This is a genomic window from Rubrivivax sp. JA1026 (assembly GCF_011065555.1).
GTDB lineage: Bacteria > Pseudomonadota > Gammaproteobacteria > Burkholderiales > Burkholderiaceae_C > Rubrivivax > Rubrivivax benzoatilyticus.
The window spans coordinates 786,841-813,621 of sequence record NZ_JAALCQ010000001.1; the positions used below are offsets into that span (position 1 = coordinate 786,841).

The 26,781-nt window shown below is 70.1% G+C and carries 21 protein-coding genes; 8 read left to right on the forward strand and 13 right to left on the reverse strand.

Going from position 1 to position 26,781, the window contains the following annotated elements; genetic code table 11:
- Nucleotides 1-45 precede the first annotated feature (45 nt).
- From ppsA to G5B56_RS03650, 8 genes are all read left to right on the forward strand, one after another.
- Nucleotides 46-2,442, forward strand: a complete 2,397-nt coding sequence (gene ppsA / locus G5B56_RS03615; RefSeq protein ID WP_029718338.1) for a phosphoenolpyruvate synthase — start codon at nt 46-48, stop codon at nt 2,440-2,442.
- A gap of 16 nt (nt 2,443-2,458) precedes the next feature.
- Nucleotides 2,459-4,573, forward strand: coding sequence for a sodium:solute symporter family protein (locus tag G5B56_RS03620; RefSeq protein ID WP_164962338.1), 2,115 nt, complete (start codon nt 2,459-2,461; stop codon nt 4,571-4,573).
- Nucleotides 4,574-4,690: 117 nt separating this feature from the next.
- The gene (rpsF, locus tag G5B56_RS03625) at nt 4,691-5,056 is read left to right on the forward strand and encodes a 30S ribosomal protein S6 (protein ID WP_009858824.1); all 366 of its coding nucleotides are present in this window, start codon (nt 4,691-4,693) and stop codon (nt 5,054-5,056) included.
- Nucleotides 5,057-5,090: 34 nt separating this feature from the next.
- Complete coding sequence (gene priB, locus G5B56_RS03630) at nt 5,091-5,384, forward strand: primosomal replication protein N (RefSeq protein WP_029718340.1); 294 nt, start codon at nt 5,091-5,093, stop codon at nt 5,382-5,384.
- 45 nt (nt 5,385-5,429) lie between these two features.
- Nucleotides 5,430-5,720 (forward strand): 30S ribosomal protein S18, encoded by a 291-nt coding sequence (gene rpsR, locus G5B56_RS03635; protein WP_029718341.1) that lies wholly within the window; start codon nt 5,430-5,432, stop codon nt 5,718-5,720.
- An 11-nt stretch (nt 5,721-5,731) separates the two neighbouring features.
- Nucleotides 5,732-6,184 (forward strand): 50S ribosomal protein L9, encoded by a 453-nt coding sequence (gene rplI / locus G5B56_RS03640; protein ID WP_009858826.1) that lies wholly within the window; start codon nt 5,732-5,734, stop codon nt 6,182-6,184.
- A gap of 133 nt (nt 6,185-6,317) precedes the next feature.
- Complete coding sequence (dnaB, locus tag G5B56_RS03645; RefSeq protein ID WP_009858827.1) at nt 6,318-7,724, forward strand: replicative DNA helicase; 1,407 nt, start codon at nt 6,318-6,320, stop codon at nt 7,722-7,724.
- A 38-nt stretch (nt 7,725-7,762) separates the two neighbouring features.
- The gene (locus G5B56_RS03650; RefSeq protein ID WP_164962339.1) at nt 7,763-8,884 is read left to right on the forward strand and encodes a PA0069 family radical SAM protein; all 1,122 of its coding nucleotides are present in this window, start codon (nt 7,763-7,765) and stop codon (nt 8,882-8,884) included.
- 10 nt (nt 8,885-8,894) lie between these two features.
- On the opposite strand, the gene G5B56_RS03655 is transcribed toward G5B56_RS03650, so the two are convergent.
- The 13 genes from G5B56_RS03655 to G5B56_RS03715 form a co-directional block, all read right to left on the reverse strand.
- A complete protein-coding gene (locus tag G5B56_RS03655) occupies nt 8,895-10,574 on the reverse strand; it encodes a response regulator (protein ID WP_164962340.1) in 1,680 nt (559 codons plus the stop codon).
- A 159-nt stretch (nt 10,575-10,733) separates the two neighbouring features.
- Nucleotides 10,734-11,876 carry a molecular chaperone DnaJ gene (gene dnaJ / locus G5B56_RS03660; RefSeq protein WP_164962341.1) on the reverse strand — a complete coding sequence of 381 codons (1,143 nt, stop codon included), beginning with the start codon at nt 11,874-11,876 and terminating at the stop codon, nt 10,734-10,736.
- 121 nt (nt 11,877-11,997) lie between these two features.
- On the reverse strand, nt 11,998-13,938 hold the full coding sequence (gene dnaK / locus G5B56_RS03665; RefSeq protein WP_164962342.1) for a molecular chaperone DnaK: 1,941 nt from the start codon (nt 13,936-13,938) through the stop codon (nt 11,998-12,000).
- Nucleotides 13,939-14,023: 85 nt separating this feature from the next.
- On the reverse strand, nt 14,024-14,554 hold the full coding sequence (gene grpE, locus G5B56_RS03670) for a nucleotide exchange factor GrpE (protein ID WP_164962343.1): 531 nt from the start codon (nt 14,552-14,554) through the stop codon (nt 14,024-14,026).
- A gap of 50 nt (nt 14,555-14,604) precedes the next feature.
- Nucleotides 14,605-15,018 (reverse strand): RNA-binding S4 domain-containing protein, encoded by a 414-nt coding sequence (locus G5B56_RS03675; protein ID WP_009858833.1) that lies wholly within the window; start codon nt 15,016-15,018, stop codon nt 14,605-14,607.
- A 68-nt stretch (nt 15,019-15,086) separates the two neighbouring features.
- Nucleotides 15,087-16,178: a ferrochelatase gene (gene hemH / locus G5B56_RS03680; RefSeq protein WP_009858834.1), complete on the reverse strand. Its 1,092-nt coding sequence runs from the start codon at nt 16,176-16,178 to the stop codon at nt 15,087-15,089.
- Nucleotides 16,175-16,549 carry a response regulator gene (locus tag G5B56_RS03685; RefSeq protein WP_009858835.1) on the reverse strand — a complete coding sequence of 125 codons (375 nt, stop codon included), beginning with the start codon at nt 16,547-16,549 and terminating at the stop codon, nt 16,175-16,177. Before G5B56_RS03685 ends, hemH begins: the two co-directional genes overlap by 4 nt.
- 14 nt (nt 16,550-16,563) lie before the next feature.
- The gene (locus tag G5B56_RS03690; RefSeq protein ID WP_009858836.1) at nt 16,564-17,520 is read right to left on the reverse strand and encodes an adenylate/guanylate cyclase domain-containing protein; all 957 of its coding nucleotides are present in this window, start codon (nt 17,518-17,520) and stop codon (nt 16,564-16,566) included.
- Between the two features lie 261 nt (nt 17,521-17,781).
- Nucleotides 17,782-19,986 carry an RNA polymerase sigma factor RpoD gene (gene rpoD, locus G5B56_RS03695; RefSeq protein WP_164962344.1) on the reverse strand — a complete coding sequence of 735 codons (2,205 nt, stop codon included), beginning with the start codon at nt 19,984-19,986 and terminating at the stop codon, nt 17,782-17,784.
- A 344-nt stretch (nt 19,987-20,330) separates the two neighbouring features.
- Nucleotides 20,331-22,094 carry a DNA primase gene (dnaG, locus tag G5B56_RS03700; protein WP_164962345.1) on the reverse strand — a complete coding sequence of 588 codons (1,764 nt, stop codon included), beginning with the start codon at nt 22,092-22,094 and terminating at the stop codon, nt 20,331-20,333.
- A complete protein-coding gene (locus G5B56_RS03705) occupies nt 22,091-25,129 on the reverse strand; it encodes a GGDEF domain-containing phosphodiesterase (protein WP_240920639.1) in 3,039 nt (1,012 codons plus the stop codon). Before G5B56_RS03705 ends, dnaG begins: the two co-directional genes overlap by 4 nt.
- Nucleotides 25,130-25,223: 94 nt before the next feature.
- The gene (locus G5B56_RS03710; protein ID WP_009855520.1) at nt 25,224-25,532 is read right to left on the reverse strand and encodes an H-NS family nucleoid-associated regulatory protein; all 309 of its coding nucleotides are present in this window, start codon (nt 25,530-25,532) and stop codon (nt 25,224-25,226) included.
- Between the two features lie 86 nt (nt 25,533-25,618).
- Nucleotides 25,619-26,662, reverse strand: a complete 1,044-nt coding sequence (locus G5B56_RS03715) for an extracellular solute-binding protein (RefSeq protein ID WP_164962346.1) — start codon at nt 26,660-26,662, stop codon at nt 25,619-25,621.
- Nucleotides 26,663-26,781: the final 119 nt, after the last annotated feature.

Here is a 26,781-nt window from a genome sequence, read left to right on the forward strand (position 1 = left end):
GCCTGCGGCAGCACCGGTTTTCTCACATCACGGAGCTTTCCCACCATGTCCCAGGCCAACTTGGCGACCGCCCTGGTCGTCCCGTTCGAACAACTTCGCATGACCGACGTCGAGGTCGTAGGCGGCAAGAACGCCTCCCTCGGCGAAATGATCAGTCAGCTGGCCGCCACCGGCGTGCGCGTTCCCGGCGGGTTCGCGACGACGGCACACGCCTTCCGCCTCTTCCTGCGCCACGGCGGCCTCGCCGAGCGCATCGAGGCGCGCCTGGCCGCGCTCGACACCGACGACGTGCGCGCGCTGGCCGAGGCCGGCGCCGAGATCCGCCGCTGGATCATCGAGACCCCGTTCCCGGCCGAGCTCGAGGCGGCCATCCGCTCGCAGTTCAAGCTGCTGGAAGGCGACAACCCCGGCGCGACCTACGCGGTGCGCTCGTCGGCCACCGCCGAAGACCTGCCCGACGCCTCGTTCGCCGGCCAGCAGGAGACCTTCCTGAACGTCAGCGGCATCGAGTCGGTGCTGCACCACATGAAGGAAGTCTTCGCGTCGCTCTACAACGACCGCGCGATCAGCTACCGCGTGCACAAGGGCTTCGCCCACGCCGACGTCGCGCTGTCGGCCGGCGTGCAGCGCATGGTGCGCTCGGACGTCGGTTCGGCCGGCGTGATGTTCACGATCGACACCGAGTCGGGCTTCGCCGACGTGGTCTTCATCACCGCGAGCTACGGCCTGGGCGAGACCGTCGTGCAGGGCTCGGTCAACCCCGACGAGTTCTACGTCTTCAAGCCGGCGCTGGCCGCGGGCAAGTTCCCGATCATCCGCCGCGTGCTCGGCAGCAAGCTGCAGCGCATGGAGTTCGCGACCGAGGCCGACCGCGCCGCCGGCAGCCGCCTGGTCAAGGTCGTCGACAACCCGCCCGAGATGCGCAACCGCTACTCGCTGGCCGATGCCGACGCCGTCGAGCTGGCCAAGTACGCGAAGATCATCGAAGCGCACTACGGCCGCCCGATGGACATCGAGTGGGGCAAGGACGGTGTCGACGGCCGCATCTACATCCTGCAGGCCCGTCCGGAGACCGTGAAGAGCCAGGCCGCCGGCAAGGTCGAGCACCGCTACAAGCTCAAGGGCCAGGGCACCGTGCTCGCCGAGGGCCGCGCGATCGGCCAGAAGATCGGCACCGGCCCGGTGCGCCTGGTGCACTCGATCGCCGAGATGGACCGCGTGCAGCCCGGCGACGTGCTCGTCACCGACATGACCGACCCGAACTGGGAGCCGGTGATGAAGCGTGCGTCGGCGATCGTCACCAACCGCGGCGGCCGCACCTGCCACGCGGCGATCATCGCGCGTGAACTCGGCATCCCGGCCGTCGTCGGCTGCGGCGACGCCACCGAGCGTGTGCAGGACGGCGCCCTGGTCACCGTCGCCTGCTCCGAGGGCGACACCGGCCGCGTCTACGACGGCCTGCTCGAGACCGAGGTCAGCGAGGTGCAGCGCGGCGAGATGCCGTACTGCCCGGTGAAGATCATGATGAACGTCGGCAACCCGCAGCTGGCCTTCGACTTCGCCCAGATGCCGAACTCCGGCGTCGGCCTGGCGCGCCTCGAGTTCATCATCAACAACAACATCGGCGTGCACCCGAAGGCGATCCTCGACTACCCGAACGTCGACGCCGACCTGAAGAAGGCCGTCGAGTCGGTGGCGCGTGGCCACGCCTCGCCGCGTGCGTTCTACGTCGACAAGCTGGTCGAGGGCATCGCGACGATTGCCGCCGCGTTCTTCCCGAAGCCGGTCATCGTGCGCCTGTCGGACTTCAAGTCCAACGAGTACCGCAAGCTGATCGGCGGCACGCGCTACGAGCCGGAGGAAGAGAACCCGATGCTGGGCTTCCGCGGTGCCAGCCGCTACATCAGCAGCGACTTCGCCGAGGCCTTCGCGATGGAGTGCGAGGCCCTGAAGCGCGTGCGCGGCGAGATGGGCCTGACCAACGTCGAGATCATGGTGCCGTTCGTGCGCACCGTGCGCCAGGCCGAGCGCGTGGCGCAGATGCTCGCCGACCACGGCCTGAAGCGCGGTGTCGACGGCCTGCGCCTGATCATGATGTGCGAGGTGCCGAGCAACGCCATCCTGGCCGACCAGTTCCTCGAGCACTTCGACGGCATGTCGATCGGCTCGAACGACCTGACGCAGCTGACGCTGGGCCTGGACCGCGACTCCGGCCTGGAACTGCTGGCCAGCGACTTCGACGAGCGCGACCCGGCGGTCAAGGCGATGATCTCGCGCGCCATCGCCGCCTGCCGCGCCACCGGCAAGTACATCGGCATCTGCGGCCAGGGCCCCAGCGACCACCCCGACTTCGCCGAGTGGCTGGCCGCCGAAGGCATCGTGTCCATCTCGCTGAACCCGGACACGGTCGTCGACACCTGGCAGCGCCTGGCCCAGCGCTGAACCCGCGCCGGGCCGCATGTCCTCGGTCGGCAGCGGGGCGACGGCCAGCGGCGCGCGGGGTTTCCGCCGCCGCCTTCACGGCGCCTACCTGCTGTACACGCTGGCGCTGGCCGGCTTCATCGGGCTGATGGCGGCGGCCGAGCGCTTCGGGCTCGGCCGCAACCTCATCGGGCTGACGATGCTGCTGGGCACCGTCGTGCTCTACGCGGCCATCGGCCTGCGCTGCCGCACCTCGGACTCGGCCGAGTACTACGTCGCCGGCCGCCGCGTGCCGGCGTTCTACAACGGCATGGCCACCTCGGCCGACTGGATGAGCGCCGCCTCGTTCATCGGCCTGGCCGGCACGCTGTACCTGGGCGGCTACAACGGCCTGGCCTTCGTCATCGGCTGGACCGGCGGCTTCTGCCTCGTCGCGCTGCTGATCGCGCCGTACCTGCGCAAGTTCGCCGAGTACACGATCCCCGACTTCCTCGGTGCGCGCTACGGCGGCACGATGCCGCGGCTGGTGGGCATCGCCGCGGCGGTGGTCGTGTCCTTCGTCTACGTCGTCGCCCAGATCTACGGCGTCGGCCTGATCGTCGCGCGCTTCACCGGCTTCGGCTTCGAGATCGGCATCTTCGTCGGCCTCGGCGGCGTGCTCGTCTGCTCCTTCCTGGGCGGCATGCGGGCGGTGACCTGGACCCAGGTCGCGCAGTGCATCATCCTCGTCGTCGCCTACCTGGCCCCGGTGGCCTGGCTGTCGCTGAAGGTCACCGGCAACCCGGTGCCGCAGGTGGCGATGGGGCAGGTGCTGCAGTCGGTCACCGAGCGCGAGGCGCAGCTCGTCGCCGACATCGGCGAGCGCGACGTCATGGCCGCCTACGCCCAGCGTGCGGCGGTCGCCGGTGCCAAGCTGCTGGACGTGCCGGCGGCGATGGCCGACGACCGGGCCGCGGCGCAGCGCCGTGTCGAGCAGCTGATGGAGTCCGCGGCACCGCTGGCCGAGGTGCAGGCCGCGCGGCGCGAGCTCGCCGCACTGCCGCGCACCGAGGACGAGGCTCGTCGCCGTTACGGCGACGAGCTGGCCGCTGCCGAAGCCTGGTCGCAGCCGCTGGGCGGCATGCCGCCGCACGCCCAGGCCTTCGCGGCCAACCCGCGCGGCGACGACCCGGCGGCGCGCATCAGCGACGAACACTCGCGGCGCAACTTCCTGGCGCTGGTCTTCTGCCTGATGCTGGGCACGGCCGGGCTGCCGCACATCCTGACGCGCTTCTACACGACGCCGTCGGTGCGCGAGTCGCGGCGCGCGGTGGGCTGGACGCTGCTGTTCATCTGTGCGCTCTACCTGACGGCGCCGGCGCTGGCGCTGCTGGTCAAGCACGAGGTCTTCAACAGTCTGGTGGGCACGCCGTTCGACCGGCTGCCGGCATGGATCGCCAGCTGGGCCAAGGTCGATCCGTCGCTGGTGCAGGTCAGCGACGTCAACGGCGACGGCATCCTGCAGCTCGGCGAGCTGCACATCGGCGCCGACCTGGTGACGCTGGCCGCGCCCGAGATCGCCGGGCTGCCTTACGTGATCTCGGCGATGGTCGCCGTCGGCGGCCTGGCCGCGGCGCTGTCCACCGCCGACGGGCTGCTGCTGACGATCTCCAACGCGCTGTCGCACGACCTGTACTACCGCGTCATCGACCCCAACCGGCCGAGCTCGCGCCGGGTCGCGGTGTCCAAGGTGCTGCTGCTGGTCGTCGCACTGGCCGCGGCCTACGTCGCGTCGATGCGTGTCGCCGACATCCTGTTCCTCGTCGCCGCGGCGTTCTCGCTGGCGGCCTCGTCGATCTTCCCGGCGCTGGTGCTGGGCGTCTTCTGGAAGCGCGCCAACCGCTGGGGCTGCGTCAGCGGCATGCTCGCGGGGCTGGCCGTCACCAGCTACTACATGGCGACGACGCAGCCCTGGCTGCGCGGGTTGTTCGGCGTCTGGCGGCCGGTCGAGGACTGCATGTGGTTCGGCATCGCGCCGATCGCCGCCGGCGTCTTCGGCGTGCCGGTGGCGCTGGCGGCGATGGTCGTCGTCAGCCTGCTGACGCCGCGGCCCGGCGCGGCCAGCGACGCGCTGGTCGACCGCATCCGCGACCCCCGCCCCGAGCGCGTGTGAGGCGGCCTCGGCGGGGCGCCGTTTCCGGGCTATAATCATCGGCTTTTCGCCTTGCCGCACCCGGGAATAGACGCTACGGGGCGGCTTTCCGCAACAGGAAACCCTCGAGGAGAATCAATGCGTCACTACGAGATCGTTCTGCTGATCCATCCGGATCAAAGCGAACAGGTTCCGGCGATGCTGGAACGCTACAAGACCCTGGTCACCGCCGGTGGCGGCAAGGTCCATCGGGTCGAGGACTGGGGCCGCCGTCAGCTGGCCTACATGATCCAGAAGCTCGCCAAGGCCCACTACCTGTGCCTGAACATCGAGTGCGACAAGCCCGTGCTCGAGGAGCTGGAGACCGGCTTCCGCTTCAACGACGCCGTCCTGCGCCACCTCACGGTGCGCAAGGAAAAGGCCGAGACGACGCCGTCGGTCATGATGAAGGCGGTCGAGCGCGAAGAGTCGCGCAAGGCCAGCCAGCAGGAGGCCTCGGCCTGACGCGCACGACTGCGCCTGCCACCGCGGGGTGCCGATGAACCGGCTGGTTCTTTCGGCGCAACTGGTGGAGCGGGGCGCGCTGCGGTACACCCCCGCCGGCCTTCCGGCCCTGGACCTGAGCTTGAAGCACGAGTCCGAGGTCGTCGAGAACGGCGCTCCGCGCAAGGTCTCCCTGGAGATCCGGGCGCTGGCGATCGGGGCGGACATCACCGCGGTGCTCACCACGCTGGCGCTGGGCAGCAACGCCGAATTCGGCGGCTTCCTGGCAGCCCTGCGCAACGGACGCGGCATGCGGTTCCACATCACGTCGGTCGCCCCGTTGGGCTGACCGGTCCACTGTTCCGGATAGTTTTCAGCATTCCCAGGAGGTCTTATGGCTCCCCCCCGTGGCAAGGGTCGCTTCTCGAAGGACAAGCGTCCGAAGCGCAACACCCAGTCTCTCCTGTTCCGCCGCAAGCGCTTCTGCCGCTTCACCGTCGCCGGCGTCGAACAGATCGACTACAAGGAAATCGACACGCTGCGTGACTTCATCAGCGAGAACGGCAAGATCACGCCGGCCCGTCTGACCGGCACGCGCGCCTACTACCAGCGCCAGCTGACCACGGCGATCAAGCGCGCCCGCTATCTGGCGCTGCTGCCGTACTCCGATCAGCACAAGGTCTGAGGAGCGACGACATGCAAGTGATCCTGCTGGAGAAGGTCGCCAAGCTCGGCAACCTCGGTGACATCGTCAAGGTCAAGGACGGCTACGCCCGCAACTTCCTGATCCCGACCAAGCTCGCGCGCCGCGCGACCGACGCCGCGATCAAGGAGTTTGCCGAGCGCCGTGCCGAACTCGAGAAGGCCGCCGCCGCCAAGCTCGCCGCCGCCCAGGCCCTGGGCGAGCAGCTCGCCGGCACCACCGTGCGCATCGTGCAGAAGGCCGGCGTCGACGGCCGCCTGTTCGGCTCGGTGACCAACGCCGACATCGCCGACGCGCTGACGCAAGCCGGCAAGGCGGTGCAGAAGTCGCAGGTGCGCATGCCCAACGGTCCGCTGAAGACCGTCGGCGAGCACCCGGTGTCGGTGGCCCCGCACGGCGACGTCGTCGTCGAGCTCACCGTCCAGGTGGTTGCGCAAGCCGACTGAAGCGCCTACGCTTCGTCCACCCTTCTGAAGAAGGCCGGCTCTTGCCGGCCTTCTTCGTTTTGGGTGTCAAGAGTTGTCCCCCGGCCGTCCCCCGACGACTCCCAGGCTGTCCACAGACTTGCCCACAGATCCGATGTCCGCGCTGTTCGAATCCCGAGGTTCCTCCGCTCCCGACGACGAAGTCGCCCGCCTGCGGGTGCCGCCGCACTCGAACGAGGCCGAGCAGAGCGTGCTCGGCGGCCTGCTGATCGACAACCTGTCCTGGGACCGCGCCGCCGACCTGCTGACCGACAGCGACTTCTACCGCTTCGAGCACAAGCTGATCTTCAGCGCGATCTCGACGCTGGTGAACCAGAGCAAGCCGGCCGACGTCATCACCGTCTTCGAGCAGCTGCAGAGCCTGGGCAAGGCCGAGGACTGCGGCGGCCTGGCCTACCTGAACGCGCTGGCGCAGAGCGTGCCGAGCGCGGCCAACATGCGCCGCTACGCGGAGATCGTGCGCGAGCGCGCGATCCTGCGAAAGCTCATCGCCGCCAGCGACGAGATCGCCACCAACGCCTTCAACCCGCAGGGCCGGCCGGTGAGCAGCATCCTCGACGAGGCCGAAGGCAAGATCTTCAAGATCGGCGAGGAAGGCTCGCGCCAGAAGCAGGGTTTCCTGGGCATCGACAAGCTGGTCGTCGACCTGATCGACCGCGTGCAGGAGCTGCACGACAACGGCGCCGAGGAAGTGACCGGCGTGCGCACCGGCTTCTACGACATGGACCGCATGACCGCGGGCCTGCAGAAGGGCGACCTGATCATCCTCGCGGCGCGGCCGTCGATGGGCAAGACCGCGTTCGCGCTGAACATCGCCGAGAACGTCGCCGTCGCCGAAGGGCTGCCGGTGCTCGTGTACTCGATGGAAATGGGCGCCTCGCAGCTGGCGCTGCGTCTGGTCGGCTCGCTCGGCCGCATCGACCAGCAGAACCTGCGCACCGGGCGTCTGCGCACCGAGGAATGGGAGCGCCTGACCGAGGCCGTCGACAAGCTCGGCCAGGTGCAGCTCTTCATCGACGAGACGCCGGCGCTGACCGCGCCCGAACTGCGCGCCCGCGCACGGCGCATGGCGCGCCAGTACGGCCAGCTCGGCCTGATCGTCATCGACTACCTGCAGCTGATGAGCGGCTCGTCGGCCAGCACCGGCGAGAACCGCGCCACCGAGATCGGCGAGATCTCGCGCGGCCTGAAGGCGCTGGCCAAGGAGCTGCAGTGCCCGGTGATCGCGCTGTCGCAGCTCAACCGCTCGGTCGAGACGCGCACCGACAAGCGGCCGATGATGAGCGACCTGCGCGAGTCGGGCGCCATCGAGCAGGACGCGGACATCATCATGTTCATCTACCGCGACGAGTACTACAACAAGGACAGCAAGGACCCGGGCGTCGCCGAAGTCATCATCGGCAAGCAGCGTAACGGCCCGGTCGGCACCGTGCGCCTGGCCTTCCTGAAGCCGCTGACCAAGTTCGAGAACCTCGCCCCCGACGCGATGTCGGACTACTAAGACGGGAGTTGCCGCGGCATGCTGTATAAAACAACAGCATGTCGCCGCCCCGCAGTTTCCGTCCACCCGCCCCGCCGCCGGCCACGCCGGCAAACGCCCCGCTGAAGGGCCGCGGCACGACCTGGGCGATCGCCCACCGCTTCGAGCGCGACGCGCGCGAAGCCTTCGACGACGGCTGGGGCGCCGTGGACGCGGCCGCCGGCGAGACGCCGCAGCCCTTGCCGACGCAGGTCGTCGAGGAACACGCCGGCCGCATCCTGGCCGAGAACGACTCGCCGGACATCGGCTTCGAGGTCTCGCTGAACCCCTACCGCGGCTGCGAGCACGGCTGCATCTACTGCTACGCGCGGCCCTCGCACGCCTACCTCGGCTGGTCGCCGGGGCTGGACTTCGAGACCCGGCTGGTGGCCAAGGTCAACGCCGCCGAGCGCCTGCGCGCCGCGCTCGGCGCACGCGGCTACCAACCGCGGCCGATCGCCGTGGGCACTGTCACCGACGCCTACCAGCCGGTCGAACGCCGCCTCGGGATCACGCGTGCGGTGCTCGAGGTGCTGCACGAGACGCGGCACCCGTTCTCGCTGATCACGAAGTCGGCGCTGGTCGAGCGCGACCTGGACCTGATCGTGCCGATGGCCGCCGCCGGCCGCGCCTGCGTCGACATCACGCTGACGACGCTGGACCCGGCCTTGGCGCGCCGGCTGGAGCCGCGTGCCGCCTCGCCCGAGCGCCGGCTGCGCACGATCCGCACGCTGGCCGAAGCCGGCGTTCCGGTCGGCGTCAGCGTGTCGCCGCTGATCCCCTTCGTCAACGAGCCCGAGCTCGAGCGGGTGCTGCAGGCGTCGCGGGAGGCCGGTGCGGTGCGCGCCTTCGCCATCGTGCTGCGCCTGCCGTCGGAGCTGTCGCCGCTGTTCCGGCACTGGCTGGAGCAGCATGTCCCGGACCGTGCGGCGCGTGTGATGGCACGGGTGCAGGAGGTGCGCGGCGGCCGCGACAACGATCCGCGCTTCGGCAGCCGCATGCGCGGCGAGGGCGTCTGGGCCGAACTGCTGCGCCAGCGCCTGCACAAGGCCTGCGATCGTCTGGGCCTGCAGCGCCGGCACGGGACGCTGGACGTGGCGGCATTCCGGCCGCCGGAGGGCGCGCAGCGGCGCCTGTTCTGATGCTCCGGCTTCAGGTCGCCGCAGCGACTGGTGGTGCGGGTTCGGCGCCCAGCGCGCTGGCGACGGCGCCGCGCAGGGCCAGGCCGCCGGCCTTGCGCCCCGGGCTGTCGCCGATCGGCAGCCGGGTCGGCAGCGTGAAGTAGCGCTGGCGCAGGTCGTCGATCGTCGCCTGCAGTTCGGCCGCGCCCTCGATCCTGCCGTGGTGGCGCTGCAGCACCAGGCGCGCGGTGTCGATCAGCTTGCCATTGAGCGAGGCCCGGCCGTTGTCGAGCAGCGTGCGCACCGACGAGCCCGGGTCGCCGGCCAGGCTGAAGGCCATCGCCGCCTCGGACACCTCGAGCACCCGGTGCTGGCAGGCGCGGATGCGTTCGACGAACGGCGCGTGCGGTTGCGCCGCGCGGGCCAGCAGTTCCGTCATCGACTTCGCGGTGCAGTGGCGCAGGCCGATCGCGTCCACCCATTCGTCGGCCTGTTCCAGCGTGTAGCCGACGTCGGCCAGCCGCGCCAGCAGCGACAGCAGGTTGCAGGCGGCCTCGATGTCGAAGGAGGCTTCGCGCACCTCGAGCGCAAGGTCGGCCACGGCCTGCTGCACGTCGGCGTGCTGCAGCCGAAGCATCAGCTCGAGCACGCGCACCACGCCGGCGAAGCGCCGCAGGCGCTGGCTGTCGGGGCTGCGCGAGAGCAGGTGCTCCAGGTTCTCGTTGCAGCGCTGCACGCCCTTGGAGTCCGATTGCCGCCAGCGCACGAAGGCCAGCAGCACCAGCGTCTGCGGGTCGAACATCTTCGACGAGATGCCGATGCCCACGCTGCGCTCCAGCGCCTTCAGCGCGTCGTCGTGACGCTCCAGGTAGAAGGACAGCATGCCGACCTTCTGCAGCCGTGTCACCGAGTCCGGCGTCAGCGAGGCGGCGCGCATGAACACCGCCGCGGCCTCGTCGAGATTGCCCTGGTCGACATGGATGCGGCCCATCACGTCGTAGGCGTCGACGAAGTTCGGCTGGTCGGCGGTCAGGCTCTCCAGCGTCGACAAGGCCTTGCCCGGCTCGTTGGCCTCGACCTGCGCACGCGCGACGCCCAGGCGCGCCCAGGGCAGGGTCTGCGCCTTCAGCACCGCTTCGTACAGGCCCCAGGCTTCGCGGTGGCGGTCGTGGGTCAGCAGCAGCTCGGCACCGACGCGCGCGGCGAACAGCCAGAACTCGCCGCGTTCCTCGAAGCGCTTGAGGCACAGCCGGATCGCGTCGTCGAAACGCGACTCGTCGACGGCCTCGAAGATGTCACGCAGCACCTTCTTGCGCCGGCGGGCGTGCAGGATTCGGTCGCCCAGGCCGGCGGCGGTGTGGGGCTTGATCAGGAAGCTGTCCAGCGCCGACTCGGCCGCCTCGGCGACCTTGTTGTAGGTCGCCTCGCTGCTGATCATGATGAACACCGTCGACAGCGGCAGCAGCTGGTGGCGCCGCAGGTCGTCGAGCAACTGCTGCCCGGCGGCATCGTTGCCGGCGAAGTTGTTCTCGCACAGCACGATGTCGAAGCCCCGCGCCTCGAGCTGGTTGCGCGCGTCGGCGACACGGCCGCACTGGACGACGGTGCCGATGCCGAAGTCGCGCAGCTGGGCGACGAGGATGCTGCGCGAGGTCGGGTTCGGGTCGATGACCAGCGCCTTGCTGAGGTGGATGTCGCGGTCCAGTCTCATCGTGCGTCTCGCCCGGGCAGAGCGCCAGCCGCCGCACGCAGGCGGCGGGTGGAGGAGAGGGCGGGGCGGCTTGTCGTCATGCGCGGCATTTCGTGACCGTGTTGTCGGCCAGGCCGCCGCGCACTTGAGCGGTGCATGTCCCGTCAGGCGGGAAAACCTCTACTTGAAGAGGTCTTTGACCCGGTCGGTCCAGCTCTTGGCGTTCGGCGAGTGCCGGTCGCCACCCTTGCGGAAGGACTCGTCGAGCTCGCGCAGCAGCTTGCGCTGGTGCTCGGTCAGCTTGACCGGGGTCTCGACGGTGATGTGCGCGTAGAGGTCGCCCGGGTAGCTGGAGCGGATGCCCTTGATGCCCTTGCCGCGCAGGCGGAAGGTCTTGCCGTGCTGGGTGCCCTCGGGCAGCTCGATCTCGGCCTTGGAGCCCAGCGTCGGCACCTCGATCGTGCCGCCGAGCGCCGCCGTCGTCATGCCGACCGGCACCGTGCAGTGCAGGTCGTCGCCGTCGCGCTCGAAGATCTCGTGCGGCTTGATGCGGATCTCGATGTACAGATCGCCCGGCGGGCCGCCGTTGGTGCCCGGCTCGCCGTTGCCGGCCGAGCGGATGCGCATGCCTTCGTTGATGCCGGCGGGGATCTTCACCTCCAGCGTCTTCTGGCGCTTGATCTTGCCGGCGCCGCCGCAGGTCGGGCAGGGCTCGGGGATGATCTTGCCGCTGCCGTGGCAGTGCGGGCAGGTCTGCTGGATGCTGAAGAAGCCCTGGCGCAGGTGCACCGTGCCCGAGCCGGAGCAGGTCGGGCAGGTCTTGGGGCTGGTGCCGGGCTTGGCGCCGCTGCCGTGGCAGGTGTCGCAGCCGTCCCAGCTCGGGATGCGGATCTGCGACTCCTTGCCGGCGGCCGCTTCCTCCAGCGTGATCTCCATCGCGTAGCTGAGGTCGCTGCCGCGGTAGACCTGCTGGCCGCCGCCACCGCGGCGGCCGGCGCCGCCGCCGCCGAAGATGTCGCCGAAGATGTCGCCGAAGGCCTCGGCGAAACCGCCGAAGCCTTCCGGGCCCGCGCCGCGGCCACCCATGTTCGGGTCGACGCCGGCGTGGCCGTACTGGTCGTAGGCGGCGCGCTTTTGCGCGTCGGAGAGCATCTCGTAGGCCTCCTTGACCTCCTTGAACTTCTCCTCCGCCTTCTTCGCCTCGTCACCCTGGTTGCGGTCAGGGTGGTACTTCATGGCCAGTTTGCGATAGGCCTTCTTGATGTCGTCGTCCGAGGCGTTTTTCGCCACGCCGAGGATTTCGTAGTAGTCGCGCTTTGCCATGGGGTTGCCGTGAACAGCCAGTCGTCAAGCGTAAACGCCGCGCAGGTGTGCCGGAGTGGGCCGGCACGCCTGGACGCGGCGGGAAATCACGGCCGGGCGTGCTGCGCCGGCCGCGGGAAGATCACTTCTTGACTTCCTTGAACTCGGCGTCGACGACGTTGTCGTCGGCCGGCTTGGAGGACGAGGGCTGCGGCGCCTCGTCGGCCCCGGCGGCGGCACCGGCCGCGGCCTGCGCGGCCTGGGCGTCGGCGTAGACCTTCTCGCCGAGCTTCTGGCTGGCGCTCATCAGGGCTTCGGTCTTGGCCTCGATGGCGGCCTTGTCCTCGCCCTTCAGCGCTTCTTCCAGGTCCTTCAGCGCGGCCTCGATCTTCTCCTTCTCGCCGGCGTCGAGCTTGTCGCCGTGCTCGCCCAGCGTCTTGCGCACCGAGTGCAGCATCGCGTCGCCCTGGTTGCGGGCCTGGACGATCTCGAGCTTCTTCTTGTCCTCGGCGGCGTTGGCCTCGGCATCCTTCACCATCTTCTCGATCTCGGCCTCGGACAGGCCCGAGTTCGCCTTGATGGTGATCTTGTTCTCCTTGCCGGTGCCCTTGTCCTTGGCGCTGACGTGCAGGATGCCGTTGGCGTCGATGTCGAAGGTGACCTCGATCTGCGGCAGGCCGCGCGGCGCCGGCGGGATGCCCTCGAGGTTGAACTCGCCCAGGCTCTTGTTGCCCGAGGCCAGTTCACGCTCGCCCTGGAAGACCTTGATCGTCACCGCCGGCTGGTTGTCGTCGGCGGTCGAGAACACCTGCGAGAACTTGGTCGGGATCGTGGTGTTCTTCTTGATCATCTTGGTCATCACGCCGCCCAGGGTCTCGATGCCCAGCGACAGCGGGGTGACGTCCAGCAGCAGCACGTCCTTGCGCTCGCCACCCAGGACCTGGCCCTGGATCGCGGCGCCGACCGCGACGGCTTCGTCGGGGTTGACGTCGCGGCGCGGTTCCTTGCCGAAGAACTCCTTGACCTTCTCCTGCACCTTGGGCATGCGGCTCATGCCGCCGACCAGGATGACGTCGTCGATCTCGCCGACCTTCACGCCGGCGTCCTTCATCGCGGTGCGGCAGGGCTCGATCGTGCGTTCGATCAGCTCGTCGACCAGGGCCTCGAGCTTGGCGCGCGTGAGCTTGATGTTCAGGTGCTTCGGGCCCGACGCGTCGGCCGTGATGTACGGCAGGTTGATGTCGGTCTGCGAGCTGTTGGACAGCTCGATCTTGGCCTTCTCTGCGGCTTCCTTCAGGCGCTGCAGCGCGAGCACGTCCTTGGTCAGGTCGACGCCCTGTTCCTTTTTGAACTCGCCGATGATGTAGTCGATGATGCGCTGGTCGAAGTCCTCGCCGCCGAGGAAGGTGTCGCCGTTGGTCGACAGCACCTCGAACTGCTTCTCGCCGTCGACGTCGGCGATCTCGATGATCGAGATGTCGAAGGTGCCGCCGCCCAGGTCGTAGACGGCGATCTTGCGGTCACCCTTGCCGGCCTTGTCCAGGCCGAAGGCCAGCGCCGCGGCGGTCGGCTCGTTGATGATGCGCTTGACCTCGAGGCCGGCGATGCGGCCGGCGTCCTTGGTCGCCTGGCGCTGGCTGTCGTTGAAATAGGCCGGCACCGTGATCACGGCCTCGGTCACTTCCTCGCCGAGGTAGTCCTCGGCGGTCTTCTTCATCTTGCGCAGCACTTCGGCGCTGACCTGCGGCGGCGCGAGCTTCTTGCCGCGCACCTCGACCCAGGCGTCGCCGTTGTCGGCCGCCGTGATCGTGTAGGGCATCAGGTCGATGTCCTTCTGCACTTCCTTCTCGGTGAACTTGCGGCCGATCAGGCGCTTCACCGCGTACAGCGTGTTGCGCGGGTTCGTGACCGCCTGGCGCTTGGCCGACGCGCCGACGAGGATCTCGCCATCGTCCTGGTAGGCGATGATCGACGGCGTGGTGCGCGCGCCTTCACTGTTCTCGATGACCTTGGTCGTGTTGCCTTCCATCACGGCCACGCACGAGTTCGTGGTGCCCAGGTCGATGCCGATGATCTTTCCCATGGTGTTCTCCTGAAATCTGGATTCCGGTTGTCTTGGAGTTGTGGCTGCCGGGCGGCGTTTCAAGCCCGGCGCACGCAGGCGGTGGTCAGGACTTCGGTGCGGCGACCGTGACGAGCGCCGGGCGCAGCACGCGGTCGGCGATCAGGTAGCCCTTCTGCAGCACGGCGACGACGGTGTTCGCTTCCTGGTCGGCCGGCACCACGCTGATCGCCTGGTGCTGGTGCGGGTCGAACTTCGTGCCCTGCGGCGGCGCGATCTGCACGACCTTGTTGCGCTCCAGCGCCTGGGTCAGCTGGCGCAGCGTCGCGTGCGTGCCCTCGAGCAACTGCTCGGGCGTCGCGTTCTGGATCGCGATCGCGGCCTCGAGGCTGTCCTTCACCGGCAGCATGCTCTCGGCGAAGGCCTCGACGGCGAACTTGCGCGCCTTGGACACTTCCTCTTCGGCACGGCGGCGGATGTTCTCGGTCTCGGCCTTGGCGCGCAGGTAGGCGTCGGCGACCTCGGCATGCTTGGCCTCGAGTTCGGCCAGGCGCGCCTCGGCGCTCGGGGCGGCCTCGGCCGCCGGTGCGGTGGCATCAGGAGACGGGGTGTCGGGGGAGTTCGGATTCGCGTTCATGGGCGGTTCGGGGCAAAACTCGGAGGGAGTTGGGGGCATCGGCCGGGCTTTCAAGAGCCTGTGTCGTCGAGGCTCGCGCTCCAGCGGTTCCAGTCGGCCAGCTTGCGGCGGTCGCGTTTGGTCGGGCGGCCTTGTTCGATGGCGGCGGCGGGTTCGGGCTGCAGGCGGCGGGCCTCGGCGGCGCGTTCACGCGCGGCGATGCTCTCGGCGGTCTCGCGGTACAGCGTCTGCGCCACCGGCGCCGGGCCGCGCACGGTGCCCAGCACGAGCACGTCGACGACACGCTCGACGCCGCCCTGGCGCAGCGCGACGCGGTCACCGAGGTGCAGTTCGCGCGCCGGCTTGGCCGCCAGCCCGTTGACGCTGACGCGGCCGCGGTCGGCCTCCTCGGCGGCGATCGCGCGGGTCTTGTAGAAGCGTGCGGCCCACAACCACTTGTCCAGCCGCACCCGGGGGTCGTTCATCGGGTCTCCTGGCCGCCGCGCGGCCGCTCATCGGGCCGCGGCCCGCGCCTTGTGCTCCGCGTTCCGGTCTAGATCGTCGCGCCGAGCGCCGTGGCACGCTCGCGCGTCGCGCTGGCCTGCGCCAGGTCCGTTTGCGCGCGTGTGTTCCAGCCGGCCATGTGGCGCTCGGCGACGGCCGCCAGCGCGTCGATCCAGGCCGGCTGGTCGTTGAGGCACTCGATGTACTCGAAGCGTTCGCCGCCGCAGGAGAGGAAGGCTTCGCGCGCCTCCTCGTTGATCTCCTCGAGCGTCTCCAGGCAGTCGGAGACGAAGCCCGGGCACATGACGTCGACGCGGCGCAGGCCCTCGGCGGCCAGGCGGCGCAGCGTCGGCTCGGTGTATGGCTCCAGCCACTTGGCGTTGCCGAAGCGGCTCTGGAAGGTCACGACGACGTGCTCGGGCTCGAGGCCGAGGCGCTCGCGCAGCAGCCGCGCCGTCTTGTGGCACTGGCAGTGATAGGGGTCGCCGAGCACCAGCGTGCGGTGCGGCACGCCGTGGAAGCTCAGCAGCAGGCGCTCGCCGCGGCCGTGGGCGTGCCAGTGCGCGCGCACGCGCTCTGCCAGCGCGCCGATGTAGCCGGGGTCGTCGTGGTACTCGTTGACGAAGCGGAACTCGGGCAGGCGGCGCGCGCCGGCGCTCCACTTCATCACCGCGTCGCTGACGCTGCCGGTCGTGGCGCTGGCGTACTGCGGGTACAGCGGCAGCACCAGCACGCGCGTGGCGCCCTCGGCACGCAGCGCGTCCAGGCCGCGCGCGACCGACGGCTCGCCGTATCGCATCGCGACACGCACCTGGACCTGGTGGCCGCGAGCGCGCAGCGCCTGCGACAGCCCGACGGCCTGGCGGTCGCTCCAGACGGCCAGCGGCGAGCCCTCGGGGGTCCAGATCGTCGCGTACTTGGCCGCCGACTTGGCCGGCCGCGCGCTCAGCACGATGCCGTAGAGGATGGGCAGCCAGAGGATGCGCGGGATCTCGACGACACGCGGGTCGGACAGGAACTCGGCGAGATAGCGGCGCAGTGCCGACGGGGTCGGCTCCGACGGCGTGCCCAGGTTGACGAGCAGCACGCCGACGCGGTCGACGTCGCCATGGCGATGAGGCGGCTCGGGCCGGTAGGTCATGCCGCCGAACCGCGTGCACCGCGGTCGAGTTCGGCCAGCATCTCCTCGACTGTCACCGGCTTGGTCCAGCAGCCGTCGAAGCCGGCCTCGGCCGCCTGGGCGGCGACCTGGGCCGGGTCGTCGGCGGTGCAGAGATAGGCCGGCAGCGGCCGCCCGCCCAGCACCCGGCGCAGCGCGGGCAGCAACTCGAAGCCGTTGGTGTCGGGCAGGTGCAGGTCGATGACCAGCGCCTCGGCGGGGAACTCGGCCGCGATCTCCAGCGCCTCGGCGCCGGTGGACGCGCAGGCCACCTCGAATCGACCGGCGCAGCGGCAGGTCTCCTCGAAGAGCAGGGTGTTGATCCGGTCGTCGTCGACGTACAGCACGCGCATGGCGGGGCGGAAGGCTAGAGCAGGTCAGCCGCGAGCAGCGGCTGGGTGTCGTCGAAACGGAGGACGTCGAAGAGCACGCAGGTGGCCGCCGGGTCTCCGGGCGAGCCGCCCAGGCCGATCTCGCCGCTGCCGTGCAGGGTGCAGCTGCCGCGGCGCAGGCTGACGATCTCGCCGTCGGCAAAACGCACGTAGGTGCCGTTGTAGCTGAGGTCGGTGAGCTGGAAGGCGCCGCCGTGCCAGTCGACGCGGGCATGCGAGCGCGACACGCGCGAGTCGTCGACGCGGAACTCGGCCTGCGGGCCGCGGCCGAGCACCACCGGCAGCTGCCGGCTGGCGAAGATCTGGTTGTTGTCGATCCACTCGAGCCGCAGGCCGTCGGGTTCGGATACCGGGGCCGAGTCGCCGGCGAACTGCGTCGGCGGCAGGTCGGTGCCCGGGCGGCCGCCGAGCACGAAGACCTGCACCGGCTCGACGCGGCCGCGCAGCACCATGCGGTCGAGGCAGCGAAAGCGCGAGCGCGTCTGCTCGGGCAGGCCCTGCAGCACCTCGGCGGTGACCAGCGTCTCGTTGTCGCCGGCGTGGTCAAGCAGGCGGGCGGCGACGTTGACGGCGTCGCCGTAGCAGTCGCCGGCCATCTCGACGACCTCGCCGCGGGCCATCGCGATCTGCAGCTTCAGGTCGCGCAGGCCGGTGGACGCGCCGTGCTGGTGGCCGCGGCTGGTGATGCCGTCGAGAACCTCGTGGATCAGCGCGGCGGCCTGCAGCGCACTCGTCGGCCGCGGGAAGACGGCCATCAGCCCGTCGCCCAGCGTCTTGACGACATGGCCGCCGAAGTCGGCCACCGGGCGCGTCAGCGAGCCGACGCAATGCGTGACCACCGACGTCGCCTCGGCATTGCCGAGCGTCTCGTACAGCGCGGTGCTGCCGCGCAAGTCGGCGAACAGCACGGTGAGGTCGGAGATCTGCGTCATTCAGCGCCAAATTTTACCGTCACCCCCCTCCGACGAGAGGGCCTGCGGGTTAGGGCACAGCGTGCGGGTCGGGCACGGAGGCTCCGGACGGTCGAAACGGACGCGCCCTCGGTGGCGAGGGCGCGCTGGCGGGCATCAGGGGGCCGCGGCCCCGGCCAATCAGAGATTGTCCAGATGCGTCCGCAGCTTGTGGCTTCGCCGCCCGCTGCGCGTCGCCGCTTCGCGACGACGGCCGCCTGCGGCGGCGACCTCCCTGTCCAATCAGAGATTGTCCAGATACGTCCGCAGCTTGTCCGAGCGGCTGGGGTGCTTGAGCTTGCGGATCGCCTTGGCTTCGATCTGGCGGATGCGCTCGCGCGTGACGTCGAACTGCTTGCCGACTTCTTCCAGCGTGTGGTCGGTGCTCATCTCGATGCCGAAGCGCATGCGCAGCACCTTGGCTTCGCGCGGCGTCAGGCTGTCGAGGATGTCCTTGACGACCTCGCGCAGGCCGGCCTGCATCGCGGCGTCGACCGGGGCCACGTTGTTCGTGTCCTCGATGAAGTCGCCCAGGTGGCTGTCGTCGTCGTCGCCGATCGGCGTTTCCATGGAGATCGGCTCCTTGGCGATCTTCATGATCTTGCGGATCTTGTCCTCGGGGATCTCCATCTTCTCGGCCAGCGTCGGCGCGTCGGGTTCGAAGCCGAACTCCTGCAGGTGCTGGCGCGAGATGCGGTTCATCTTGTTGATCGTCTCGATCATGTGAACCGGGATGCGGATCGTGCGCGCCTGGTCGGCGATCGAGCGCGTGATCGCCTGGCGGATCCACCAGGTGGCGTAGGTCGAGAACTTGTAGCCGCGGCGGTATTCGAACTTGTCGACCGCCTTCATCAGGCCGATGTTGCCTTCCTGGATCAGGTCCAGGAACTGCAGGCCGCGGTTGGTGTACTTCTTCGCGATCGAGATCACCAGGCGCAGGTTGGCCTCGATCATCTCCTTCTTCGCGTCGCGGCTGGCCTTCTCGCCGGCGTTCATGTGCCGGTTGATCTCCTTCAGATCGTCCAGCGGCACGACGGCGCGGCCCTGCAGGTCGATGAGCTTCTGCTGCAGCTCCTGCACGGCCGGCAGGTTGCGGCCGAGCACCGCCGAGTACGGCTTGCCGGCGGCGGCTTCCTTCTCGGCCCACTTGAGGTTCAGGACGTTGGGCGGGAAGGTCTTGATGAACTGTTCCTGCGGCATGCCGCACTTGTCGACGACGATCTTGCGGATCTCGCGCTCGTAGCGGCGCACGTCGTCGACCTGGGCACGCAGGATCTGGCACAGCTTCTCGATCGTCTTGACCGTGAAGCGGATCGTCATCAGGTCCTGGCTGATCGCTTCCTGGGCCTTGTTGTAGGCCGGCGACTTGTAGCCGTCCTTCTCGTAGGCCTTGCGCATGCGGTCGAAGTGCGAGCGCAGCAGGTCGAACTTCTCCAGCGCCTGCTTCTTCAGCTCCTCGAGCTTCTTCGTCAGCGCCTTGCTGCCACCGGCGCCGTCGTCGTCGTCGTCCTCGTCGAACTCGTCGAAGTCTTCCTCGGCGACGTAGTCGTCGGCCTCGTCGTCGCTGACGAAGCCGTCGACGACCTCGGAGATCTGCATCTCGCCGGCGGCGATCTTGTCGGCCATCGCCAGGATCTCGGCGATCGTCGTCGGGCTGGCGCTGATGGCCAGCATCATCGCCTGCAGGCCGCCTTCGATGCGCTTGGCGATCTCGATCTCGCCTTCACGCGTGAGCAGCTCGACCGAGCCCATCTCGCGCATGTACATGCGCACCGGGTCGGTGGTGCGGCCGAACTCGCTGTCGACGGTCGACAGCGCGGCTTCGGCGGCTTCCTCGGCTTCCTCGTCGGTCGCGGTGGCGGTGTTGCTGCCGTTGATCAGCAGTGTGGCGGCGTCGGGCGCCTGCTCGTAGACCGCGATGCCCATGTCGTTGAGCATCGAGACGATGGCCTCGAGGATCTCGTTGTCGACGAGCTTCTCGGGCAGGTGGTCGTTGATCTCCTGATGGGTCAGGAAACCACGCGTCTTGCCCATCTTGATGAGGGTCTTGAGCTCCTGGCGGCGCTTGGCGACTTCCTCTTCGGTGAGCATGGTCTCGTCGAGACCGAACTCGCGCATCAGCGCGCGCTCCTTGGCGCGGCTGACCTTCATGCGCAGCGGCTTGGCCTTGGCTTCCTTGCCCTCGCTCGCGTCGACCTCGACCTCGGCTTCGACCTCGGCTTCCGGCTCGACCTCGAGTTCGGCCTCGAGTTCGACATCCAGGTCCTCGTCGTCGGCGGCCTTCTTCGACTCCTTCTTGCCGGCCTTGGCCTTGGTGTCGGTCTTGGCCGGCGCCTTGGCCGCCTTCTTCGCCGGCTTGGCGGTTTCGGCGGCGGCGGCCTTGGTCTTGGGGGTCTTGGCCTCGGCGGCGTCGGCGGGGGCAGCGGATGCGGGCTTCTTGGCGGTCATGCGGTTCCTCGGGAAGGTTTCCACGGCCACGCCCCGCCTTGCGTTCGCCGCAAGGCGTGCGGGATCACGCCGCGACGAGCGGCGTCCTGGGGTGGCGCGTCCAGACGGGCAAGCTCGCGTGAACTCATCGGAATGCGCAGTCCTTGCGGGTGAAGTTGGCCTTTTGAACCCGTGTCGCGGGTGGCCGGGGCCCGGAGGTGCTGCTGCTCACTCTTGCCGCTGCAACAAACCCACCATTATCGGCGGCCGGCGCCGGTTCGTCAAAGAAATCAGCGTGGACGTCGCGTCGGGACCGCGGTCGCAAAAAGCCGCGCTGGTGGCGGGCAAGCCGCGCCCGCGTGGGCTCAGCGCCGGCCGAGCACCGCCATCGCCTGGCGCATCGCCTGCGCCCGCACGGTCTGCGCGGCGGCCGTGCGCAGGTCCTCGAGCACGGGCTCGATCGGGATCTCGGCGCCGTCGACGAGCTCGATCGCCTGTTCGCCCCAGGGCTCGGCGGCGATCTGCTCGCGCAGCGTCGGCCACGGCGTGTCGCCGTGTTCGGCGAGCCAGCGCTCGATCCAGCGAAAACCGTCGGCGTGCCAGTCGGGCACCGCCGTCAGGGCCTCGTGGTCGGCGTCGGTGAGCTCCAGCCACCAGCCCGCGCGCAGCAGCAGCAGGCGCATCGCCTGGTCCTGCGGCTGGCGCACCGACACCCGCACCCCGCCGCGGCGCGGCGCCGGAGGCCCGCGCCGGCCGCCGTGGGCCGGGCGTTCCTGCGGCGCCTCCGGTGCCGGCCGCGTGGCCTCGCCGGCCCGCAGGCCCCAGCGCCGCGCCAGGTCTTCGCGCGGCAGCCGGGCGCGTTCGGCGATCTCGCCGAGCAGCTGGTCCTTCAGGCTGCCTTCGGGCAGCGCCGACCACAGCGGCCGGGCCTGCGCGGCCAGGCGCGCGCGGCCTTCGGCGCTGGACAGGTCGGCGTCCTCGGCGGCCAGCTCGACGAGCTGGCGCGACAGCGGCACGGCCGCGGCCAGCGCCTGCTCGAAGGCCTCGACGCCGAGCTCGCGAACGTAGCTGTCGGGGTCGTGCTCGGGCGGCAGGAAGAGGAACTTCACGCTGCGCAGGTCGGTAGCGTGCGGCAGCGCGGCCTCGAGCGCACGCGCCGCCGCGCGCCGGCCGGCGGCGTCGCCGTCGAACGAGAAGACGATCGCGTCGGTGAAGCGGAACAGCTTCTGCACGTGTTCGGCGGTGCAGGCCGTGCCCAGCGTCGCGACGGCGTTGTTCACGCCGTGCTGGGCCAGCGCGACGACGTCCATGTAGCCCTCGACGACGATCGCGCAGCCGCGTTCGCGCAGCGCCTGGCGGGCCTCGAACAGGCCGTAGAGCTCGCGCCCCTTGCTGAACAGCGGCGTCTCGGGCGAGTTGATGTACTTGGGCTTGCTGTCGTCGAGCACGCGGCCGCCGAAGCCGATGACCTCGCCGGCGACGTTGCGGATCGGGAACATCACCCGGTCGCGGAACCAGTCGTAGCGCCCGCGGTCGCTGTCCTCGGACTCGCCGTCGGCGGCCTCGCGGTGGCGCACCAGGCCGGCCTCCTCGAGCAGCGGGTCGTCGTAGCGCGGGAAGACGCCGGCCAGCGTGCGCCAGCCCGGCGGCGCGTAGCCGAGGCCGAAACGCGCGGCGACGACGCCGGTCAGGCCGCGCGCCTTCAGGTAGCCGACCGCCCGCGGGCTGGTCTTCAACTGGCCGCGGTAGAAGTCGTTGGCGCGCACCAGCACCTCGCCCAGCGACAGCCGGCGTTCGCGCAGCTTGTCGCGGCGCACCAGCTCCTCGGCGCTCAATTGCTCCTCGGGCACCTGCATGCCGACACGCTGCGCCAGGTCGCGCACCGCCTCGACGAAGCTCAGGCCCAGGTGTTCGGTGAGAAAGCGGATCGCGTCACCCGAGGCGCCGCAGCCGAAGCAGTAATAGAACTGCTTGCTCGGGCTGACCGAGAAACTGGGCGACTTCTCGGCGTGGAACGGGCACAGGCCCATCAGGTTGGCGCCGCCGCGCTTGAGCTCGACGTGCTGGCCGACCACGTCGACGATGTCGACGCGGGACAGCAGATCCTGGAGAAAACCGGCGGGAATCACCCGCCGAGTCTAGCCAAGCCGTCGGCGGCCCCCGCCGGCGCGATGACGAACATGCCGCGGAAGTCGCGCACCCACTGGGCCACTTGCTGGGCGCGCAGCGGCGAGGCGATGCCGGTGCCCTGGCCGATGTCGCAGCCCAGCTCCAGCAGCATGCGCGCCTGAGCCGGCGTCTCGACCCCCTCGGCGACGACACTGCAGCCGAAGGTGCGCGCCAGGCTGATGATGCCCTCGACGATGCCGCGGTCCTGGGCGTCGTCGAGCATGTTGTGCACGAAGCTGCGGTCGATCTTCAGCGTGTCGGCCGGCAGGTCCTTCAGGTAGCGCAGCGGCGAGTAGCCGGTACCGAAGTCGTCGAGCGCGAAGCGCACGCCGAGCTCCCGGCACAGCTTCATCTGCTCGGTGGTGGTGGGGCTGTCCTCGGCGGCGATCGCGGCCGTCTCGACGACCTCCAGCTCGAGATAGGGCGCGAGGTCGTGGCCGTGGCGTGCGATCAGCGCCGCCAGCTGGGCGGCGAAGTCCGGGCGGCGCAGGTGGCGGGCCGAGACGTTGACGCCGACCGCGAAGTCCAGGCCGTCGCGGCGCCACTGCGCCAGGTGTTCGAGGGCCTGCGACAGCACCCAGTCGCCGACGCGCACCAGCAGCCGGTCGTCCTCGATGCAGGGCAGGAAGCTGTGCGGCGGCAGCTCGCCCTTGAACGGGTGTTCCCAGCGCAGCAGGGCCTCGAAGCCGACGACGCGGCCGCTGCGCATGTCGACCTTGGGCTGGTAGCGCAGCATCAGCTCGCCGCGGTCCAGCGCCTGTTCGATCTCCTCCTGGGCCATCGCCAGCGCCTCGCGCTCGCGGCGGCTGGCGGGATCGAACAGCACGTAGCCGTTGCGGCCCGACTGCTTGGCTTCGTACATCGCGTGATCGGCGTGGCGCAGCAGCGTCTCGGGGTCGCTGCGGTCCAGCGGATACAGCGTCGCGCCGAGGCTGGTCGTGATCGGCACCGGGGCCGCCGAGCTGTCGACCAGATAGGGCTGCGACAGCACGCGCAGCACGCGCACGATCGCGCGCCGGACCTCGTCGATCGAGCCGGCGCGCAGCAGCAGCACGAACTCGTCGCCGTGAAGCCGCGCCGCGACGTCGGCCCACTGATCGCGGCGGCGCAGCGTGTTGCGCAGCCGGCTCGCCAGCTCCACCAGCAGCCGGTCGCCGGCAGCGTGGCCGAAGCGGTCGTTGACGGGCTTGAAGCGGTCCAGGTCCAGGTAGCAGACGGCGACGAGGAAACCGTCGCGGTCGGCGACGGCCATCGCCTCGGCCAGCAGCGTCGACAGATGGGCGCGGTTGGGCAGCCGGGTCAGCTCGTCGTACAGCGCCTGGCGCTCGAGCCGTTCGCGCTGCTGGCGCTGCTCGGTGATGTCGGAGATCACCAGCACGTGGTGGCTGATGCGGCGGTCGGCCCCGGGCACGGCCGAGATCGTCGCCTGCAGCGTGCGCAGGCTGCCGTCGGCGGCGCGTTCGTCGAGCTCGCCGCGCCAGCTGCCTTGCTCGCGCAGCGCGGCCCACATCTCGGCGCGCTGCTGGCGCGCACGCGCGTCGTCGGGCGCCGGGCTCAGCAGCGAGGGCACGGTGCCGATCAACTGCTCGCGCGCCACGCCCAGGATCTCGCCGTAGGCCGGGTTGGCCTCGAGCACACGCAGTTCGGCGTCGGTGACGAGCAGGCCTTCGTGCAGGTGCTGGAACAGGCTGGCCGACAGGCGCTGGCGGTCCTGCGCCTCGTGGCGCTCCTCGATGTCGGCCAGCGTCGCCAGGATGCGCGCCGGGCGGCCGTCGGGGCCGCGTTCGATGACCAGCAGCGTGGCCTGGCGCCAGCGCCAGCCGCCGTCGTGGCGCATGCGCAGTTCCAGCGGCAGGCGGCCGGCCTGGCCGGAGTCGATCAGCGCGATCGCCGCCTCCAGGTGGCTGCGGTCGTCCGGGTGCACCTGCGCCAGCCAGGTGGCCGGGGACCAGGCGGCGGCCTGCGCCGGGGCCAGCGTGCGCCAGGCCGTCGACGCGAACCCCTCGCCGCGATGCACGTGCCAGTCGGCCACGCCGAGGCGCGAGCCGTCCAGTGCCCACTCCCAGCGCTGCTCGCGCCAGCGGGCCTCGACGGCGCTGGCGTGCAGGATCAGCAGCATCGCGGCCTGCGTCGCGAGCCACGTGCCGGTGGCCAGCGCCCCCGGCTGCAGCGAGCCGGCCCACCACGGCGAACCCGAGGCGGTGGCCAGTGCGCCGGCGGTGGTGCAGGCCAGCAGCGCCGCGCCGGCCAGCGGCGCACCGTGCAGCGCGGCCAGCGTGACGAGCAGCAGCGGCGGCAGAAAAGGGAGCAGGGGGGCCAGCGCGCCGGCATGGTTGGCCGGCATGCACAGCAGCACGGTGGCGGCCGTCGCGCCGCCGATCAGTGCCAGGGCACTCGCGGCGCGTGCCGGCTTCGCCAGCGCCGCCATCGCACGCTGGTCCAGGGCCAGCAGCGGGAAGGCGGTCAGCAGTGCACCGACGGCCAGTGTCGCCCAGGCGGCCAGGACCGGCCCGGCCTGATCCACCGTCGGTGACAGCGCGGTCCAGCGCAGCGCGCCGGCAGCGACGATCGCCGCCACCGGGCCGAAGGCCAGCGTCGCCGCGGCAGCGAGCCAGCCGACGTCGCGGGCGCGTTCGAGCCGGCGTTCGAAGCCGACCTCGCCGAGCAGGCGCCAGGCCAGGGCCAGGCCGCAGCCCAGAGCCACCAGCGCGATCGCGATCTCCAGCGGCGGCAGCGGCAGCGCCAGCAACGCCAGCGCGGCGCCAAGGGCGGCGCCGGCGCCGGCCGCGGCGCCCCAGCGCAGCACGCAGGCGAGCACGACGCCGGCCGTGGGGCCCATCGTGCTCCACGGCATGTCGGCGAGGGAGAAGCCGCCCAGCAGGCCGGCGAGCAGGCAACCGAGCGCGGCGGCGAAAGCGCCGACGGCTCGTGCGGGGCCAGTCTGCCAGTCCGCCCGCAGTCGGGGCAGAAGTCGGCGGCTTTCGGAAGGGGTCACGCGGGGGTGGGGTGGCGGCGGCAGGCGAACCGCCGGATGCTACCGCCGCACCCGGGCATCGACCCGGGCCCGCCCCGCATTGGGGTGGCCGTCTTCAGACGGCGAAGTCGGACAGCGACCGGCCGTTGGCCAGCGCCGCCTTCAGCCACTTGGGCTGCAGGCCGCGGCCCGACCAGGTGTCGCCGGTGTCCGGATCACGGAACTTGGCCGGCACCTTGCCGGTGCTGCCGCGGCGCGGGGCCGCGGCACTCGTCTTGCCGCTCAGGTCGGCCAGCGTCAGCCCGTACTGCGACATCAGCGATTTCACCTGGGCGATCGCTGCAGCGCGTTCTTCGCGCTGCGTCTCGATGATCTGCTTTTCGAGTGCAGCCTTCTGCGCGAGCAGTTCGGACAACGTGGCCATCGAGGTATCTCCTGTCGAATCCGTCGGTGCCGGGGAATATACCACCGGCACCCCGATCGACCCGCGAGAAATCTCGCAGCGCGAAATCAGCGGTAACCGACGCGGTCCAGCATCTGCTGCACCGGAACCTGGTTGCGGCCGATCGCCGAAACCGGCACGGATTCCATCTTGAAGCTGCCGAAGGACTCGAGTGCGGGATTGCGCGGCTTGACCTCGGTGACCGCCGGCCATTCATTGTTGCCGTTGGCGAAATACAACTGGGCGTCGGCGCTGGCGAGGTATTCGAGGAATCGCACGGCGGCGTCCCGGTTCTTCGCGTGGCGCGCCACGGCGCCGCCTGCGATATTGACGTGGGTGCCCGTCGTGGCCTGGTTCGGGAAGACCACGGCGATGCGCTCGACGACCTGCTGGTCGGCCGGGTTGGCCGAGCGCATCAGCCGCGCGAGGTAGTAGCTGTTGGTCACCGCGACAGCGCACTCGCCGCTGGCCACGGCCTTGATCTGGTCGGTGTCGCCGCCCTTGGGCGGGCGGGCCATGTTGTCGACCACGCCGCGCAGCCAGGCCTCGGTCTTCTGCGGGCCGAGGTGCTCGAGCATGGCGCCGAAGAGCGACAGGTTGTAGGGATGCGAGCCCGAGCGCGTGCAGACGCGACCCTTGTTCACCGGATCGGCGAGTTTTTCGTAGGTGTCGACTTCGGTGGCCTTGACGCGGGCCTTGTCGTAGACGATGACGCGCGCCCGCGTCGAAAAGCCGAACCACTGCGAGCCCTGGCCGGCGTCGTCACTGCGCAGCGTCGCTGGAATCCGTTGCTCGAGCACCCGGCTCTTCACCGGCTGGAAAAGCCCCTGGTTTTCAGCGCGCCACAGCCGGGCGGCATCGACGAGCAGCACGACGTCGGCCGGGCTGTTTTGTCCTTCGCTCTGCAGGCGTGCCAGCACGCCGGCGTCGTCGGCATCGACGCGGTTGATGCGGATGCCGGTCGCCTTCGTGAAATTGTCGTAGAGCGCCTCGTCGGTCTGGTAGTGGCGCGCCGAATAGAGATTCAGCACCGGCGACTGCGCCTGGGCGGCGGAGACGGCGGCGAGAAGCACGGCGGCCGCGGCCGCACGGACGAAGGACGAACCCGACATGAAGGACTCCCGGACGATTGACGAGGCCGGGAGTCTAGCTTGTAACGAGAACGATTCTCGTTTTTCTGTATTCCTGTCGGGTCATCGGCGTCGCTCAGGCCGCCGGCGGGACATAGCCC